Origin of the sequence: Photobacterium sp. 53610, assembly GCF_036409375.1 — a bacterium.
Classification (GTDB): Bacteria; Pseudomonadota; Gammaproteobacteria; order Enterobacterales; family Vibrionaceae; genus Photobacterium.
This window is the reverse complement of sequence record NZ_JAXOFS010000002.1, coordinates 607466-623736: the sequence shown is the minus strand read 5'-3', so window position 1 is coordinate 623736 and position 16271 is coordinate 607466. Positions and strand designations below refer to the sequence as shown.

At 47.2% G+C, this 16271-nt stretch carries 21 protein-coding genes and 1 pseudogene; 14 read left to right on the top strand and 8 right to left on the bottom strand.

Going from position 1 to position 16271, the window contains the following annotated elements:
• The first annotated feature begins 4 nt into the window (after positions 1–4).
• From SPK40_RS09475 to SPK40_RS09460, 4 genes are all read left to right on the top strand, one after another.
• A complete protein-coding gene (locus SPK40_RS09475; protein ID WP_248141982.1) occupies positions 5–538 on the top strand; it encodes an NUDIX hydrolase in 534 nt (177 codons plus the stop codon).
• 141 nt (positions 539–679) lie between these two features.
• Entirely contained in the window at positions 680–1270 is a 591-nt protein-coding gene (locus tag SPK40_RS09470; protein ID WP_330960282.1) for a YceI family protein, read from the top strand.
• Between the two features lie 75 nt (positions 1271–1345).
• Positions 1346–1963: a fumarylacetoacetate hydrolase family protein gene (locus tag SPK40_RS09465; protein ID WP_330960281.1), complete on the top strand. Its 618-nt coding sequence runs from the start codon at positions 1346–1348 to the stop codon at positions 1961–1963.
• 55 nt (positions 1964–2018) lie between these two features.
• Positions 2019–2252 carry a DUF3820 family protein gene (locus SPK40_RS09460; RefSeq protein WP_330960280.1) on the top strand — a complete coding sequence of 78 codons (234 nt, stop codon included), beginning with the start codon at positions 2019–2021 and terminating at the stop codon, positions 2250–2252.
• Positions 2253–2298: 46 nt separating this feature from the next.
• Here SPK40_RS09460 and SPK40_RS09455 read toward each other — a convergent pair whose 3' ends face one another.
• Together SPK40_RS09455 and SPK40_RS09450 are read right to left on the bottom strand one after the other, a co-directional pair.
• A complete protein-coding gene (locus tag SPK40_RS09455) occupies positions 2299–2727 on the bottom strand; it encodes a MarR family winged helix-turn-helix transcriptional regulator (RefSeq protein ID WP_330960279.1) in 429 nt (142 codons plus the stop codon).
• A 3-nt stretch (positions 2728–2730) separates the two neighbouring features.
• Positions 2731–3360, bottom strand: a complete 630-nt coding sequence (locus SPK40_RS09450) for a cytochrome b/b6 domain-containing protein (protein ID WP_330960374.1) — start codon at positions 3358–3360, stop codon at positions 2731–2733.
• A gap of 70 nt (positions 3361–3430) precedes the next feature.
• Between SPK40_RS09450 and SPK40_RS09445 the strand changes: the two genes are divergently transcribed.
• Entirely contained in the window at positions 3431–3958 is a 528-nt protein-coding gene (locus SPK40_RS09445) for a c-type cytochrome (protein WP_330960278.1), read from the top strand.
• 15 nt (positions 3959–3973) lie between these two features.
• Entirely contained in the window at positions 3974–4423 is a 450-nt protein-coding gene (locus SPK40_RS09440) for a hypothetical protein (RefSeq protein ID WP_330960277.1), read from the top strand.
• A gap of 100 nt (positions 4424–4523) precedes the next feature.
• On the opposite strand, the gene SPK40_RS09435 is transcribed toward SPK40_RS09440, so the two are convergent.
• The gene (locus SPK40_RS09435; RefSeq protein ID WP_248141989.1) at positions 4524–4946 is read right to left on the bottom strand and encodes a DUF3010 family protein; all 423 of its coding nucleotides are present in this window, start codon (positions 4944–4946) and stop codon (positions 4524–4526) included.
• 231 nt (positions 4947–5177) lie between these two features.
• On the opposite strand from SPK40_RS09435, the gene SPK40_RS09430 reads away from it, so the two are divergent.
• Positions 5178–5621 carry a methyltransferase family protein gene (locus SPK40_RS09430; RefSeq protein ID WP_248141990.1) on the top strand — a complete coding sequence of 148 codons (444 nt, stop codon included), beginning with the start codon at positions 5178–5180 and terminating at the stop codon, positions 5619–5621.
• Positions 5622–5693: 72 nt separating this feature from the next.
• On the opposite strand, the gene SPK40_RS09425 is transcribed toward SPK40_RS09430, so the two are convergent.
• The 3 genes from SPK40_RS09425 to SPK40_RS09415 all read right to left on the bottom strand — a co-directional run bounded on the left by SPK40_RS09425 (position 5694) and on the right by SPK40_RS09415 (position 7727).
• Positions 5694–6062 carry a HopJ type III effector protein gene (locus SPK40_RS09425; RefSeq protein WP_330960276.1) on the bottom strand — a complete coding sequence of 123 codons (369 nt, stop codon included), beginning with the start codon at positions 6060–6062 and terminating at the stop codon, positions 5694–5696.
• An 88-nt stretch (positions 6063–6150) separates the two neighbouring features.
• The gene (locus SPK40_RS09420) at positions 6151–6552 is read right to left on the bottom strand and encodes a DUF2750 domain-containing protein (RefSeq protein WP_248141992.1); all 402 of its coding nucleotides are present in this window, start codon (positions 6550–6552) and stop codon (positions 6151–6153) included.
• Positions 6553–6686: 134 nt separating this feature from the next.
• Positions 6687–7727: a transporter gene (locus SPK40_RS09415; protein ID WP_330960275.1), complete on the bottom strand. Its 1041-nt coding sequence runs from the start codon at positions 7725–7727 to the stop codon at positions 6687–6689.
• 365 nt (positions 7728–8092) lie between these two features.
• On the opposite strand from SPK40_RS09415, the gene SPK40_RS09410 reads away from it, so the two are divergent.
• From SPK40_RS09410 to SPK40_RS09385, 6 genes are all read left to right on the top strand, one after another.
• A complete protein-coding gene (locus tag SPK40_RS09410) occupies positions 8093–8752 on the top strand; it encodes a hypothetical protein (protein ID WP_248141994.1) in 660 nt (219 codons plus the stop codon).
• 44 nt (positions 8753–8796) lie between these two features.
• The gene (locus SPK40_RS09405; protein WP_248141995.1) at positions 8797–9129 is read left to right on the top strand and encodes a carbon storage regulator; all 333 of its coding nucleotides are present in this window, start codon (positions 8797–8799) and stop codon (positions 9127–9129) included.
• 182 nt (positions 9130–9311) lie between these two features.
• The gene (locus SPK40_RS09400; RefSeq protein ID WP_248141996.1) at positions 9312–9872 is read left to right on the top strand and encodes a hypothetical protein; all 561 of its coding nucleotides are present in this window, start codon (positions 9312–9314) and stop codon (positions 9870–9872) included.
• 151 nt (positions 9873–10023) lie between these two features.
• Entirely contained in the window at positions 10024–10704 is a 681-nt protein-coding gene (locus SPK40_RS09395; RefSeq protein ID WP_248141997.1) for a C39 family peptidase, read from the top strand.
• 15 nt (positions 10705–10719) lie between these two features.
• Positions 10720–11247, top strand: coding sequence for a hypothetical protein (locus tag SPK40_RS09390; RefSeq protein WP_248141998.1), 528 nt, complete (start codon positions 10720–10722; stop codon positions 11245–11247).
• A gap of 273 nt (positions 11248–11520) precedes the next feature.
• Entirely contained in the window at positions 11521–12867 is a 1347-nt protein-coding gene (locus SPK40_RS09385; protein ID WP_248141999.1) for a VpsR-related response regulator, read from the top strand.
• A 73-nt stretch (positions 12868–12940) separates the two neighbouring features.
• Here SPK40_RS09385 and SPK40_RS09380 read toward each other — a convergent pair whose 3' ends face one another.
• On the bottom strand, positions 12941–13069 hold the full coding sequence (locus SPK40_RS09380) for a hypothetical protein (RefSeq protein ID WP_256549385.1): 129 nt from the start codon (positions 13067–13069) through the stop codon (positions 12941–12943).
• A gap of 143 nt (positions 13070–13212) precedes the next feature.
• Positions 13213–14220, bottom strand: a complete 1008-nt coding sequence (locus SPK40_RS09375) for an endonuclease/exonuclease/phosphatase family protein (RefSeq protein ID WP_330960274.1) — start codon at positions 14218–14220, stop codon at positions 13213–13215.
• A 212-nt stretch (positions 14221–14432) separates the two neighbouring features.
• On the opposite strand from SPK40_RS09375, the pseudogene nrdD reads away from it, so the two are divergent.
• Positions 14433–16262 (top strand): annotated as a pseudogene (nrdD, locus tag SPK40_RS09370) (anaerobic ribonucleoside-triphosphate reductase); the annotation flags it as partial.
• Positions 16263–16271 lie beyond the last annotated feature (9 nt).

Below are 16271 nucleotides of genomic sequence, written 5' to 3'. Positions count from 1 at the left end.
TGTGATGCGGCTTCTTCAGACAGCAACGCACCCGGATGTAGCCGATAAGCAAGGGACAATGTTTTATCGTCAGGCCGCCAGAGCCATTATTCTGGATGGCGAAAAGATACTGATGCTCTATACCGCCCGTTACCATGACTACACCTTACCGGGTGGGGGGATTGATGAGGGAGAGAACGTCGAGGACGGTCTGATCCGGGAACTGAAAGAGGAAACGGGTGCCCGGAATATCCGTGATATCACGCCGTTTGGTATCTACGAGGAATTTCGCCCGTGGTACAAACCGGACTTCGATATCATGCATATGAAGTCATTTTGTTTTACCTGCCAGATCGACCGAGAGCTGGGCGAAACACAACTCGAAGATTATGAGATCCGAAATGGTATGAAGCCGGTATGGATCAATATTCATCAGGCCATCGCTCATAATGAAGAAACCCTGGCGAAGAGTGACAAAAAAGGCCTGTCCGTCGAACGTGAGCTGTTTTTACTCAGGACCATCCGTGATGAGCTGCTTCAGGTCCGTATCAGCGCATAATCATTTGCAGAGACTTGGCTGAAGACGCTGTGTGATGACGTGAAGCCGCACGAAAATTGTTCGGCGATGAAAGATTTTACATACGGATATGGCAGGAAGTGCCTACTATTAATCCAATATATCTCAATGTTGGAGAAAGTTATGACAATGTCTGTCCGTAATCTGGTTCTTGTTGCCCTGTCGGTTTTTCCGCTCTGTGTTTCTGCCAGCTGGAAGCTCGACAATAATCAGTCACAGTTACGTTTTTTATCGGTAAAGAATAATAGTGTGGTCGAGCAGCATACATTTAAGCAGCTTGAAGGCACGATCACGGACAAGGGAACGGTGCAACTGATTCTGGACTTATCCAGTGTCGATACTCAGATCCCCATTCGGGATGAGCGCATGAAGACCATGCTGTTTAATGTCGCGGATTTTCCAAAAGCAATGCTGGAAGGTGAGGTGGATGTTTCTGGTCTGGAAGATCTCAAAGCCGGCGAGACGTTAACACAGCAGGTTTCTTTCAAACTGAATCTGCATGGTGCGATTAATCCGGTCAATGCAGATTTACGAATTACCCGTCTGGTGGACGATACGCTGATGATTACCACCCAGAGTCCTGTGGTGATTGATGCCAAAGCCTTCGGGATGGACAAAGGAATTATGGCACTGCAGGAAGTCGCAAAGCTGAATGGTATTTTGCCGAGCGTGCCGGTCTTCGTGAGTCTGGCTTTTGTCCCTGCGTCGTCATAACGTCCTGAATCTTTTGACTTGTCTGGTGACGCTCTTTATTCTCTGCCTTGTCATTCATCAAGGCAGGGAGCAGCCATGAAAAGCGTAACGGTTCTGAATCAGTCGGTGCAACCGGGGAAAATTATCTGTATTGGCCGGAATTATGTCGCCCACATTGAAGAGCTGGGGAATGAAGTCCCGGACGATATGGTCATTTTCCTCAAGCCGAATACTGCAATGGGGACGTCACTGCATGCGACACACCAAGGTGAAGTCCTGCACTATGAAGCCGAAATTGTGTACCACTATCAGAATGGACGATTTACAGCAGCGGCGATCGGACTGGATTTAACCAAGCGTGATCTGCAAACCCGGCTGAAAATGAAGGGCTTACCCTGGGAACGCAGTAAAGTGTTTGAAGGCGCAGCGCTGTTCAGTCCTTTTGTTGAGCTGCCGGATTCTGATGCGCCGCTTGGTTTAACCCTCCACATTAACGATGCCCTGACGCAGCAGGGGGATACAACACTCATGTTGTATTCACCGGAGGTGATTCTGGCGGAAGTGCAGAACGTCATCCCGCTGATGGATGGTGATCTGGTGATGACCGGGACACCTAAAGGTGTTGGTGAGGTGGTTGCCGGACAGGTCTTCCGTGGCGCACTGACCTGCGATGAAAAAGAACTGGTCACTGTCAGCTGGAAGGCGCAAGCCTGATGAGCGGCATAATTTCTAATAAACTATCTTCTGAAAAAACAATCTGCTGAAGTCAATGTTTGATAAACGTGATTTGGTCAAGCTGGCCAATATGAAGATGCCATTTGGCAAATACAGTGGCCGGATTCTGATTGATTTGCCCGAACCTTATTTGCTGTGGTTTGCGAAACAAGGGTTTCCGGAGGGTGAACTTGGCCGGTTATTGGCATTGGCCCTGGAAATGAAAATTGAAGGGCTGGAGTCTGTGATCCGTCCGCTCAAAGGATATCAGGGGGATATATCATCCTGATATCTAGGGAATTTAATCCAATCTGAGTGCAGGTCAATCCTGCACTTTAAACATCAGACACGATTTTTTGCAAGAGGGTCAGCATCTGCTGTTGCTCTTCGGCATTCAGCGCCCTTAACAGTTGTTGGTTGATGGAGAGAGGGATGGGGGTCAGTACTTCCTCCAGATCACGTCCTTTCGGGGTCAGATAGATTCGAAAAGTCCGTCGGCTTTGTGGATCCGGATGGCGTTCAACCAGCCCCAGTTTTTCCAGCTTGTCGAGTGTGCGTGTTGTGGTCGAATTTTCAACTTTCGCTTTTGCCGCAATCTCACGCTGACTGACGCCTTCTTCTTCCCAGAGACACATCAGAGTCGGCCAGAGCGCAATAGACAGGCCGTGCTTCTTCAGTTCAGTGTCGAACAACTTTTCTGCTTTGCTGGCAACGACATTGACCATCCAACCGAAACTGCTTAGCCTGTCAAACTTCTCACTCATTGTTTATTCCATTGAAAGTACAACCATCGCCATGGTAACGAATACGGCACCAAGAAGCACGAATAAGGCACGTTTCGGGGAGACAAAGCTTGGCTCAGGTAAAATCAGGGGCATTTTTTGTCTGCCAGTGATCATGGCCGTGATCAATCCGTGTCCCCGGAATTGATACAGGATCGCAGCGCCGACATGAATGCTGACGATCCAGGGTAAGCCCTTCGCAAGAAGCATGTGCATTGAGGTCAACACATCCGCGACCAAATCAGTCAGCCAAAGCTGAGCAAAAGGCAAACGATCAAGGAATCCTCCCAGAGCCAGACCGGAGATGCACTGGATCAGAAGCAGGGTAATCAGTGAAAACACCATCCAGGCCCCTGCCGGGTTGTGCCCGGCACCGGCATTGTCCATCCCCTGAAGATAACGCCACGCCTCGGAAGGAGAGCTGCTGAAATTTGCAAATCGTGCTGTTTCACTGCCGAATAATCCCCATCCCAGTCGCCAGACGAGCAAAGTAAATAACATGAGTCCCAGAGGAATATGGGGGCCCGTTTCTGTATAGCCGGTGGCTAACAATCCCAAAAAGAGTAAAGCCTGTAACCAGTGATAGACGCGGATCGCCAGATCCCAAACCTGGATTGTATTCGTTGCCTGCATAATTTCTTCCCTGCTGAGTTGTGAATGAGATTCTTCTGTCTGTTCCAGAAGCGTGATTCGTTGGTCAGATAATTTACTCGACAATTGTTGCGTAAGCAACTATTGTTATTCGAACTTAACTCGCTGGAAGTCGCTGGAGATTGATGACATGCAACGCATCCTTTGCTTCATTGTTTTATTGACGTCGGGTTTTGCGCTCGCCGCTGCCGATGAGACTGTGATTGAACACCGGCAAAATACTTTTCAACTCATTGAGACCGAATTAGAGGAAGCCGAGGATTTGCTTGATGGTGCAGAGAGCTCATGGGGTGCGCTTGATCCAATCGCCCTGAAGTTATTGCAAGCCGGGCGGGAGCTGAAATTGAGTTTTCCGCCGGGCAGTGACGCAGGAAGCAGCGCAAGCCATCAGATCTGGAAGAATCCTGAGCCTTTTCAGGCGCTTTTGGACGAGATGGGGCAAGGGTTTTCTCTGTTGCATCAGGCGGTAAAACAACAGAATGTCCGACTTGCTGAACAGGGCATCGAACAGGCTGAAGCGACGTGCCGTCGTTGTCACCGCAGTTACCGGTCCTTTTGGTAAATCCAGGAGAAAATGATGAAAAATTTAGGAAGCGTACACCGAATTGCCGCTATCACGGTTTTTGTGCTGATCGCCATCTTTTTCAGCGCCACCTTACTGAGCGAATTGTTTGCCGGGCAGCAGACGGTTGTTGTCGTGAAACAGCTGATCGGGGATGCCGTTTGGATCCTGTTGCTGCTGATGGTCGTGGCAGGTTCGACTGGCACAAAATTAGCACCAGGTGTTCAATCTGGCCAAGGGCCGTTGGGTCAGAAAAAACAACGGATGCCGATTGTGGCTGCGAATGGAATCATTGTATTGCTGCCATCGGCACTCTATTTAAGCCATTTAGCAGCACTGGGTCAGTTTGATCGTTCGTTTTATTGGGTTCAATCGATTGAGTTGACCGCTGGTGCGGTGAACCTGACCCTGATGGGCCTGAACATTCGGGATGCGCGTCGATTCAGGAGAGGGGGAAGCGTTTGAATTGAAACCGAGGTAGAAGTGCATCCGGCACTTGTCATGACCATCACAGGACACCGTTGTGGCCGCTGTGATGGTCATCAGAGCCGCATGGGCTGCGTGTTTACCGACTCAGAAAAGCATATCCTGCTACAAATGCATTTTCCTGGAACTGGCGCAGACCTGTGCCTCGGAAATCAATTGAAAGCGGGTTATGTTTCAGCTTCTGTTTGATATCTGCGTTACTGATGAAAGTAACATCCAGGTTCTCAATCAGCTGAATTGCAGTTTCCATTTTGAAACTTTCTGCACTGCCAGCTTGTTTTCCGCGGGTTTCACGGGTTTTGATGACAACCTGTTCAACCTGATAATCTTCGACCAGTTTCTGGAAGGTCTTCTGGAAATTGCGCATCTGTTCATTGTCAGACGCGTTGTTCAGCACCAGTTTTTGAGACCGGCAATCAGGAATTGAAAACATCCCTTGGTTCAGTGAAAGCAAGCAAAGGAAGGCTTCATTGCCTTTCAGTTCAACAGCAAAAATTTTCATGGCATAACCTGATAAGAGACTTTGGCCGCTATTGTAGGGCAAGACCAGCGATCCTGTTAGCGAAAATCTCTGCAGCTAAGGTTTTTTATCAGGTTGCAACATGACTTTGCTTGATTCTGTCCTGCAAACCGGGAGGGGTTTAACACTTCATTCACAACATAGCGCTATTGATCATAAATTAGGCTTATACTTTTTAATATCAAGCTGTTGACTGTGATTGAGGGATCCAACATGAGATTCAGAGTTTCTCCTCCTTTGGTGTTCTTGCTGACCTTGGCGGCTATGTATTTACTGGCCCGCTATGTACCGATCTGGCGCTTTGCATTTCCCGGGAAGGTATTGCTGGAATGGGCATTCAGTTTAATGGCTGTTGGGTTTGGTCTGGCAGGAATCATGGCGTTCGCACGCGCCAAAACGGCGATCAATCCGAGTAAAGCAACCCGTTTAGTGACTTCTGGTGTGTACCGGATTTCCCGAAACCCGATTTATCTGGGGCTGCTCTTGTTGCTGGTGGCGGTGTTTTTAAATCTGTCCGCGTTATCCCCGGTGATTATGATCCCTGTTTTTGCGCTGTATATGAATAATGTTCAGATTGCAGCAGAGGAAAGAGTTCTCAGGCATGCTTTTGGCCAGCAGTACAAGGACTATTGTCAGCGGGTCAGACGCTGGTGCTGAATGAAGACAAGAAAAGAAAGGGGAGCCGGAAGCTCCCCTTTTATTGAGGAGAAAACAGTGCGTAACGGCCTGTTACGGATTAGTCACGGGTTGTTTTGATGTCAGCGGTTGTCCGGCAAAACGAATTCCCTGCCAGCCATATTTGATGAAATTCCGGATATTCATGTGGTCTGTTCCGTCCGGATTGTTCAGGACGGCATCAAAGTAATGGTGACCAAAACAAGCCAGTGTTTCCTGTTCTGTCAGCTGGTGGAGTTTTGCAAAGGCAAAAATCCGGCAAGAACCTTCATTGCTGCCGGCTTCATTGGCCAGCGTGTCGTTGCCTATCCCATTGCTGAAGGCTGTCGGCTGATAATTGTAATGGGCATTGATCACGTTCAGAACGTGTTCAAAAACAACCGATTCCGGTGTTTCCCTGATTGTTTTGAGCAGCGTATCCATGCTGTTCTCCTGATAGGTTAAAGATGATTCCCGGAAAAAACGGGTTACACTGTTTTCACCGGGAAGAAGTGGAGAAATTGTGGTGAAGTTAGCGGCGGCCTGATTTTTTTGCTTGCTGTTTCAGTGCATCGTCAAACTCGTCCGGGTACAGGATGAGTCCTTCCTCTTCCAGGCTCGGGAAAATCACAATGGCTAGTTCGTCGTCTTCCAGCCCTGGAGTCCAGCGGCTGTGCCATTTATTAACAGAAATCGCTTCTGGTTTGCAGTCTTCCCAGTCGCCGGTTGCCCAGGCTTGTGCAAATTCCTGATTTGGCCATACAGGCACACAATCTTCGTCATCGCTGTTGAGCATGACGCAGCCATGTTCGTCAGTCAGAATCCAGATTTGCCCCTGGCTTGTGACTTCTTTCAGCAAATATTGAAACCTTTTTTCCGCATCGTACTGCAAAATGGTGTCAATTTGTTCTTGGGATAATAGGGGTGTGGACATCGTCGGATCCTGTACTCGAAGATAGATTTGCAAGCGGATAACTTGCTTCAACTGCCCCTAAGCATAGTGGAAAGCGGGATGGGAAGGAAGGGAGATGCCAGCTCGGGCCGGCATCTTTGGGGAGGATAATCCGGTTATTTCAGCGTGTAAGGTACGCGGATGGTCAGCTGGAAGTCCGGCGCATCTGCGGTTAAACCCGCCGCAGCGCCTACATTGAGCGTTGTTTCCCGGTTGATGGCATAGTTTGCACCAAAGGAAATGGTATCCAGCTGGAGCAGTTTGGCATCGTCCGGATAATCACCATTTACTTTCGATTTGAGGATTGTTTTGTGGTTCAGGCCGATGCTGAATGAAAATTTCGGGTTCACGGCGAAGCCCATGCCCGCGCCCAGCGAGATGGTATCTCCTAAATCAATGGTATTGATCTGAGTGCTCGGCGCCTGATCAGTGGCCGGGATCTGCACACTGACGTCGTCTTTAATATTCCAGATGTAACTGGCATTCAGGAAAAGTACGGCGGGGTCCAGCGGCATAATCATGGTGATGCCCGGTTCTATACTTGGAAAACCGGAACCGGTTGGCAGTTCTTTGAAGTCATTGGTATCGTCCAGTGGTACATCATAAGGGGACGAACCTGTGGTACTTTTGAAGCGCAGGCTCCCGATCCAGTAAGGCGCTTCCAGCATGTTGAACTGGTATTTAAAGGCCGCTTCTATATCACCCAGGTCATTCCCTTCCAGGGTTTTGGTGGTCGGGCTGTTTGAGGGGCCATTGATATCACGCTCTGAAATTGAGTCGTTCCGGTACACCCAGGGGATCCGGGCTTCGACTTCTAACCGGTTGGTGATCCCGTACCGGCCTGTCAGGCCAAATGTCATGGTCGTACGGTCAATATCACTGGCGCGGATCAGACCGACGATCAGGGATGGCAGAACGGTATAACCAACAACGGAGACCGTATTGGATGAGTTCTGGGTGTAAGTTAATGAGGTATCCAGAACGAAAGAACCTTTCGGGGTCAGTACACCGGGCTTTTCCAGAATATCGGTGACTGTCTGGACTTGACGAGATTTTTGATGGGTTGTTGTAGATTTTTCTGCAGTTTCCTCTGCAGCAAGCATGGTTGAAAAAATCGCTGTCAGCGCTAACAGGCTGTATGTATTGAACTTTCTCACGATATCCTCACTTAGTAAGCAAAGGTAACCCCTAATAATATGAAAGTCAGTTGCACTGGCTTGTCATAAGAATAGTCAAGCATCATATAAAAAGAGAGTGATATAAGGTTATTTTTGTCTTATTTCTGATAAGTAATAAATAGGTTTTAATATTAATACAAATATTATTAATGAGAATATTGACTCTGTTCTTATAAATAAAATGATAGTAATTAATTTGACTAAAGTGTGATTTTGATTTTTATGGAAAGGCTTTTATTAAAAATAATACAAATCAAAAAGTGGCAAAAACTAGTATTAAGTTATCTCTCGTGGCAACGCGGGAGTGTAAAAAATAAAAAACTCAACATATTTGGAGTCTTATCATGCGTAAATCTAATCTCGCACTGTTAGTGGCAGTACTGGTAGCTTCACCACTTGCACTGGCAAGTGGCTATCCTCAGCAGCCTCAATCACCATCTTATGGTGGTCACTATGGCGACTACGACGATAATGATGCCACCATTGTTGACTCATACAATGATGACATCACAAAAGAAGCCACAATTACTTATGACAGTGATAAAACAATTACTGACAGCTTTAATGAAGACAATGATTATCTGAAAATGAAGGACATTAATAATGATAAGTCCTTCAAATATACAGATAATAGCGACAACAGCAAAAAGTTCTACTATGAAAGCAATTACAATCATAGTGAAACCTGGAAAATTGACATCGACAAAAACTTCTACATGGCGAAGTCTGACCTGGATGGTGAAGTCATTAAAAACGACGTAAGTTACGGTGGCGCTTGCTGTAATGACCGTGGTGGTCACGGTGGCTACGGTGACAGCTATTCACGTGGTGGCAGCCATGGTGGTGGTTACGGTGAAGTTGGTTCACTGACAGTCACTCATGTGAACGAGATGTCTGGCTCCTTTACGAATGCTTCTGGTATTAACCTTGCTGGTCAGAACGCAGGTAACAACTCGCTGATTCAACAAAGTGCAAGTACCAATGCAGTGCTTCTGGGTCAATAACACATTAGCTGGGGGATGTCTGAGACAGCTCTCAGGAGGACGTCATGAAATATTTAACACTGACTGTAGCTGTACTTCTATCATTCGGTGCCGCTGCTGATGAGTTGGATATTCTAACAAGTTCCGAAACGTTGAGTGACAGTTCAATGGTTGAGGCTCGGGGCGGGCAGTACGAGCTCAACATTGACTATATGCAAGCCGATTCGGATATGTACGGTGATGTCATAGGTAACGGCGCGTATGGAAATACAACGGGGAATAACATCATAGATGGCGGATCCTTTGACGGAGCCAGTGGTGTGATAAGCGTTGTCCAGAATAGCGCTCCTAATGTGTTAATTCAGAACTCGACCGTAATTAACCTGACATTGAAGTAACACTGTTAGTGTATCTAATCCGGAATAAGATAACCGGAAATAAACTGAATGTTAAATTACTAGTAATTGATATTTAGTTTCGCAGGGCTAACATCATTGCTTCAACAGTTTATAACATTGAACCCCGCATGAGATTTTATATGAATCTCATGCACTAAGGGAAACATAATTGGAGTAATACCATGCGTAAATCAAACGTATTGTTATTGGCAGCACTTGTTGCATCACCTCTTGCTTTAGCGAGCGGTAATAATCATGCACCAGATGCTGATCTCATTGACGGAAGTTTTAATGATACAGTACATAAAACATTAACCGTTGATGTGGATAAAAATAAAGAGATTGATTATTCATTCAATGAAGATAATGACACTCTTTATATGAAAGATATCGGTAACGATAAATCAGTTCGCATTAAAGATAACAGTGATAACTCATGGCGAATGAAAGCAATTAAGAACTCTACATATGAGAAGACATTCAAACTGGATGTTGAGATCAACAAGGTTCTGGCAAAATCTGAACTTGATGGTGAAGTGATCCGAAATGAAGTTACCTATGGCGGTGCCTGCTGTGACGGTAAGTCTGGTGATGTGAGTGTGGAACACTTTAACACCATGACTGACTCGTTTGTTGATGCTTCTGGTATCAACGTAGCGGCTCAGAATGCTGGTAACAACTCCATGGTTCAGCAATCAACCAGTACAAATGCAACTTTATCTGCCTCTGCTGGCGGTTATTAATCAACCGGGGCCGTCGAAAGGCGGCCCTTTATCCTTTTTATCTATATGATTTCTATGAACAGATTCGAAAAATCAGATAGATAAAAATGATACATAACCTGACGGTATTCTTACTGGTTGCCCTGTCAGATGAAATGAAAAGGGTGTGGTCATGAAAAAGAAATTCGTTGCCTTTGCATTGTTTGGATTCGCGATAAGTGCTACGGCAAATGCGCTGGATTATTTCCCCAGTCGGGGCGCTTATAACGTAAAGGTAAAAAGTTATCAGGAACAACTTTTCGGTGATGTGATGCGTCAGCAGTATGACTTTAGTTGTGGTTCAGCTGCCGTCGCGTCATTAATGAGATATCACTACGGGATTGAGACCACGGAAAACAAAGTCTTTAAATCCATGTTTGAAAAAGGGGACAAGGACAAAATAGAAAAGCAGGGATTTTCTATGTTCGATATGAAGGAATATATGCGCTCAGTGGGATTAGATGCGAATGGTTATCGTCTGCCACTGGAAAAGTTCAAGTCACTGGGCATACCGGGTATCACCATTGTTAATTTCGATGGCTATATGCACTTTGTGGTTATTAAGGGCATGAACAGTGATCAAATCATTCTTGGTGACCCTTCCCGGGGAACCATGGTGATGAAACTGAGTGAGTTTAAACCTTATTATCGCGGCTCTATTCTGTTGGTGAAAAACCGGGTGGATAAGGCGCGCGAAAGCTTTATTACCCAGGAAAATTACAGCGTTTATACCCCATCTCCAGTGTCTGATGCTGTGACGAGAGATTCCCTGTCGACGTTCAGTATCACATTGCCGGGTTCAAACGACTATTAAAACGCAGAGGCTAGTATGAATAAGCTATCTCATTATGCGGTTGCAGCAGCCATTGGCGGTGCTGCCCTGATCGCAAGTACGTACGCGGATGCATACGCCAAACCATCCCCCTTTAAGATGCTGGATGATTCAGGTCTGATCGCCATGACACAATCAGAAATGTCGGCGATTCGGGGCGGGTTCTCGGCGGAAGGGTCTCTGATCAGCATCGGGCTCAGCATTATTACCGCGCTGAACGGTGAAGAGATTCTGCGATCCCACATCGCGAATTTCACCATCAGCAACGGGGTACTGACGACAACAGCAGGCTCTGCCTATGCCAGCGGAGACATGATTAATCTGAAACAGGTGGGGAACGGCAACACCTTTGAGCGACCCGAGCTGCTCCCGAACAGTATTATGCAGGTCGTCCAGAATACGGTGGAAGGCAGCCATATCCGGATTGAACGGAACATAGACATTAATGCCGATATTAATAGCTATTTGCAGAATAGTGTACTGAAAAGCAGACTAGAAAATTCACTTTTACATACAGGGTATTAATTGTTCGCTACTCCTTTTTTATGCTTTTAAGTGGCAAGGTACAGTATTTCGCTGTACCTTTTTTGTATGCAACTTAGTCCGAACGAGCATACGATCTTAAAAAAATTGAACTTTCTTCCCATTCTTAACTGATTGATTCATAGTTTCTTCTATTATCAGAAGAATCTTCTCAAGACAATTCTTACTTCTGATACCACCCGGTGGTGGGCTTTCTTGCCTATATTTTCCAATGAACATAAATAATAATATGCATTGATATGAAGGTGACTTCTAATGGTATCTCAATGTCAAAATAAAGCTCTAAATGGAAGGCTGGTGGCAATCGGATGTAACTATGAGCCTTGGATAGCGCTTTTGGAACAGTCAGGTTGGAAGACTCAGTGCTGTTACGATTTAAGAACGGTTGATTCAATCCTGGAAGAGTTCAGCCCATGTATATGTATTGTCGATTTAAGCAATAATGATTTTAGCTTGAATAGTATCTCTTTGAGGGCAAATAAAACCAAACAAGTGAAATGGATTGCTCTGATCAAAAAAGAGCAATTAAAAACCGACGCAATATGTCAGTTTATTAATAATTTCTGCGTCGATTACTTTACCGTTCCGGTTCCGGGAAGCCACTTATTAGATACAGTCGGCCATCAACTGGGCATGCTGGATATTGAATCTTCCTCCTGGCAGGAAATCACGTCACAGCATGAAATGGGACTGTTTGGTGAATCGAAATCCATTAAACAATTGCGTGATATGGTCCGTCGGGTGGCATTGACTGAGGTGAATGTTTTCCTGACCGGTGAAAATGGCACAGGGAAAGAACTGATTGCGAAATCAATTCACAGCCTGTCTAAACGGAAACATGCGCCTTTCGTCACCATCAACTGTGGTGCACTCTGCAAAGACGATGAAAAGCTGAACTTTCTGAAGCACGTGTCAAAGCCTGATGAAGAGGGAACCAGTTTTAACGGCACCATCATGCTGGATAATGTGGAAGAACTGGCCAGAGACTTTCAGGACCTGCTTCTGTCTTTCATTCAGTCACCCGGCAGTGACTCCCTGGATGGTGATTCCGCCTGTGATGTCCGCATTATTGCGTCTACCAGTGCTGATCTGGAAGCGCTGGTAGCGAAAGGAGACTTCAGCAAAGAGTTATACTACCGTCTGAATGTGTTCCACATTAAAGTCCCCACACTGCGCGAACGTGGTTCAGATATCTTTTTACTGGCAGAAACGTTCCTGCGTCAGTTCGCGAAAGAATACAGCACCATGGCGTCATCGTTTTCGGAAGACTCCAAACAGCTGCTGCTGCGTTATAGCTGGCCCGGCAATGTACGTGAACTGATCAATCAGGTGAAGCGTGCAGCTTTGCTGGCTGAGGGGAATGAAGTCAGAGCTGAACACTTCGATTTGCCAAGCAAAGCGAATCTGAAGCAAAGCTTGCGTAACATTAAAGATGAAGCTGAGAAAGATGTGCTGGTGGCTGTGCTGGAAACACACCGGGGTCAGGTTGCTTCTGCAGCGAAAGATCTGGGGGTTTCAAGAGCGACGATGTACCGGCTGCTGAATAAGCACAACATTGTGCCCGATGTGCGGCATTATAATTCGCCATTCCTGCGTGAATGAACGTGAGGTCAACCGAAACACCCCGCATATGCGGGGTGTTTTTTTGTGGCGGTTCTGGTAAACCAGCCCGAAATTACAGAGACAACAGAATAATTTCGTTGTGCTCGTCAGAATCTGTGTTGGTGAAGACACACTCTGGCTGGTCAACCATCAGTTCATCCATGGTTGGCACAACGAGTGTTGCCAGGCTGATATGCTCCATTTGTGTTCCTTACTACTTCTAAAGGCTTTGTATTACCCTAATCACATGGCATGACATTAACATGACAATCCCGGGTTGTGGATATTAATGCGCCTGTCGTTGATCTTTGTCCACAAATAATTCAGATTGTTCCCCACATTCGTCTATTGCATGTGGGCTGAGGGTAACGGAAGCCTGAGCACGACCGGGCAGTGATCTGAGAGGTTATAGCGACTGACATCCTCCCGAGGGAAACTGAATTGATACACCAGTCCCCGTTGTGCGGCTCCCGCGATATCTGCTGATGCCACAAAGTGATCAATCAGCTTTTTGTAGTGCCGGTATTCGGTTTTTTTCCCTGTCCGACTCAGCCGAACATAGCATGAGGCGTTCACGTCTTTTGTCAGTAGACGGACAGAATCTTTATCACCACCCTGTTCAGCCAGTGATGTAAACAACCAGCTGCCGGGCTCTGCCATGCGATGATTGAAATCGCCGCTGATTAGAAAAGACTCCTTACGCGTCAGCCGTTGTGATATCCAGCCGCTTAATACTTCTGCCTGATAACCAAGCACCCGACAGGACGCGGAGCGTTGACTGGCTGCACGGCTGAAACACCCTGACTTCAGGTGGACACTCAGCAAGTGAAGGGGCGGGCCAGATTCGGGATAAACAATCACATAGGCACCGTAGCGGAGACGACCACGGCGGGGTTTCTCACCGGAAGCCGGTGCATGCCGGATGTTCAGGTCCGCCAGATCTTTCGGGTCAGTGATCCTCAGTGTGCGTTTTACGGCAAATCCGGTGTACTGGTTGCCGTCCTGAAACCCTTCCCGCAACTGACCTTGACGGTCAGACATAAAGATCCGGTATTGTTGGTCAGGTAGAATCTGCTGCAGTGCAGAGCTGTTGTCTATTTCCTGGAATGCAATGATATCCGGCGCAATCTGTCGGATGATACCGGAAAAATATCGGGTATCGGCTGCAGTGCGTGGTCGCTGCGGTGCGCCGAACCATTCCATATTCCAGCTCATGATAGTGAGTACCTGCTGAGGCTTCACGTGATGAAATTCATGGGGTTTCACTTCTGATGCCAAGGCGCTGAAGCTGGCATTCCAGAAAAGGATCAGCAAGAACATGAGCAGGAACATTGGCTGTCTCAGGTGCACCATGTGTCTGAATCCTTCAACGAAAAAGCAAAATCATCGCAGTGTTCTAAGTCTAACCGACATTCGTACAACCCTGATTCAGATCAAAGCAAGCTTGCGACGATTATCGCTAAATACACTACATCTTGTGTTTATGATAATTACAAATTGCATATTTAGTGTTTGTGGGGTGCGTGGTGACTAATAACAGGGATGGCGTTCAACCTTTGGGTCGTATGCTGGAAGAAATTCGTGGGCTGATGGCGCAGACCCACACTGAACTGCTGAATGAAAATGCCAATAAAGACGGCCGGGTTATACCGACTCAGCGTGATTTACTGGCCGGTATTGTGGCCAAACATTATGCAAAGCAGTTTCTGTTACCTACTGCCGTGGCTGAAGCGCATGAAAAAGGGGAACTGCATTTTCATGATCTCGACTATGCGCCGTTCTTTCCCATGTTTAACTGTATGCTGATTGATCTGGAAGGGATGCTCACGCAGGGCTTCAAGATGGGCAATGCCGATATTGATACGCCCCGTTCCATTTCTACCGCAACGGCAGTTACTGCGCAGATTATCGCTCAGGTTGCCAGCCATATTTACGGTGGCACGACGGTCAATCGCATTGATGAGGTGCTGGCACCTTATGTCACCAGCAGCTATCAGAAGCATCTGCAGGTTGCCCGGCAGTGGGAGATTCCTGATGCCCGCGCTTATGCCAGACAGCGCACCGAAAAAGAGTGCTTTGATGCATTTCAGTCGCTGGAATATGAAGTGAATACCCTGCATACCGCGAATGGACAGACTCCATTTGTGACCTTTGGCTTCGGACTGGGGACGTCCTGGGAATCCAGACTGATTCAGGAATCCATCCTGAAAAACCGGCTGGCAGGCTTAGGGAAGAACCGAAAAACTGCGGTCTTTCCAAAGCTGGTTTTTGCGATTAAAGACGGTATCAACCATAAAGCGGGAGACGGAAATTACGATATCAAACAGCTGGCGCTGGCATGTGCAGCAAAACGGATGTACCCGGATATTCTCAATGTGGAGCAGGTTGAAGCTGTGACCGGCTCGTTCAAAACCCCGATGGGGTGCAGAAGTTTTCTCGCACGCTACGAGGAAGACGGTGTCGTGAAGCATGAGGGGCGCTGTAATCTGGGGGTAGTCAGTCTGAATCTGCCCCGGATTGCCCTGGAGGCCAAAGGGCAGGAAGCGGTGTTCTATGAACTGCTTGATCAGCGACTGAATCTGGCAAAAGAGGCCCTGGACTTTCGTATTGCGTCACTCAATGGGGTGAAAGCCAGAGTGGCGCCCATTCTTTATATGGAAGGGGCTTGTGGTGTTCGGCTCGGGCCGGAAGATGAGGTGTCAGAAATCTTCCGGCATGGCCGGGCTTCTATTTCGCTGGGTTACATTGGCCTGCATGAGACCCTGAATGCATTGTACGGTTGTAGCAGACATGTGTTTGATTCAGAAGCATTACAGCAAAAAGCATTGTCGATTGTCCGTCACCTGCGTGAGGCGGTGGATCGCTGGAAAGTGGAGACCGGGTATGGTTTCAGTCTTTACGCGACCCCGAGCGAAAATCTGTGCAGCAGGTTCAGTGCATTGGATCGGCAGACATTTGGTGAAGTTGCCGGTGTGACCGACAAAGGTTATTACACCAACAGCTTTCATCTCGATGTTGAAAAGCAGGTCAATCCTTACGATAAGATCGACTTTGAAATGGCTTATCCGGCGATCTCCAGCGGCGGTTTTATTTGTTACGGCGAGTACCCGAATATGCAATATAACCTGGAGGCACTGGAGAACGTCTGGGATTACAGTTACAGCCGGGTACCTTACTACGGCACCAATACACCGATTGATGAATGCTATGACTGCGGATTTCAGGGGGAATTTCACTGCACCAGTAAGGGATTTGTCTGCCCCGGATGCGGAAATCATGAACCGTCGCGGGTTTCTGTGATTCGTCGGGTCTGCGGATATCTGGGGAGTCCGGATGCGCGTCCGTTTAATGCCGGTAAGCAGGAAGAAGTGCGTCGCCGGGTGAAACATCTGTAATCCGATGCA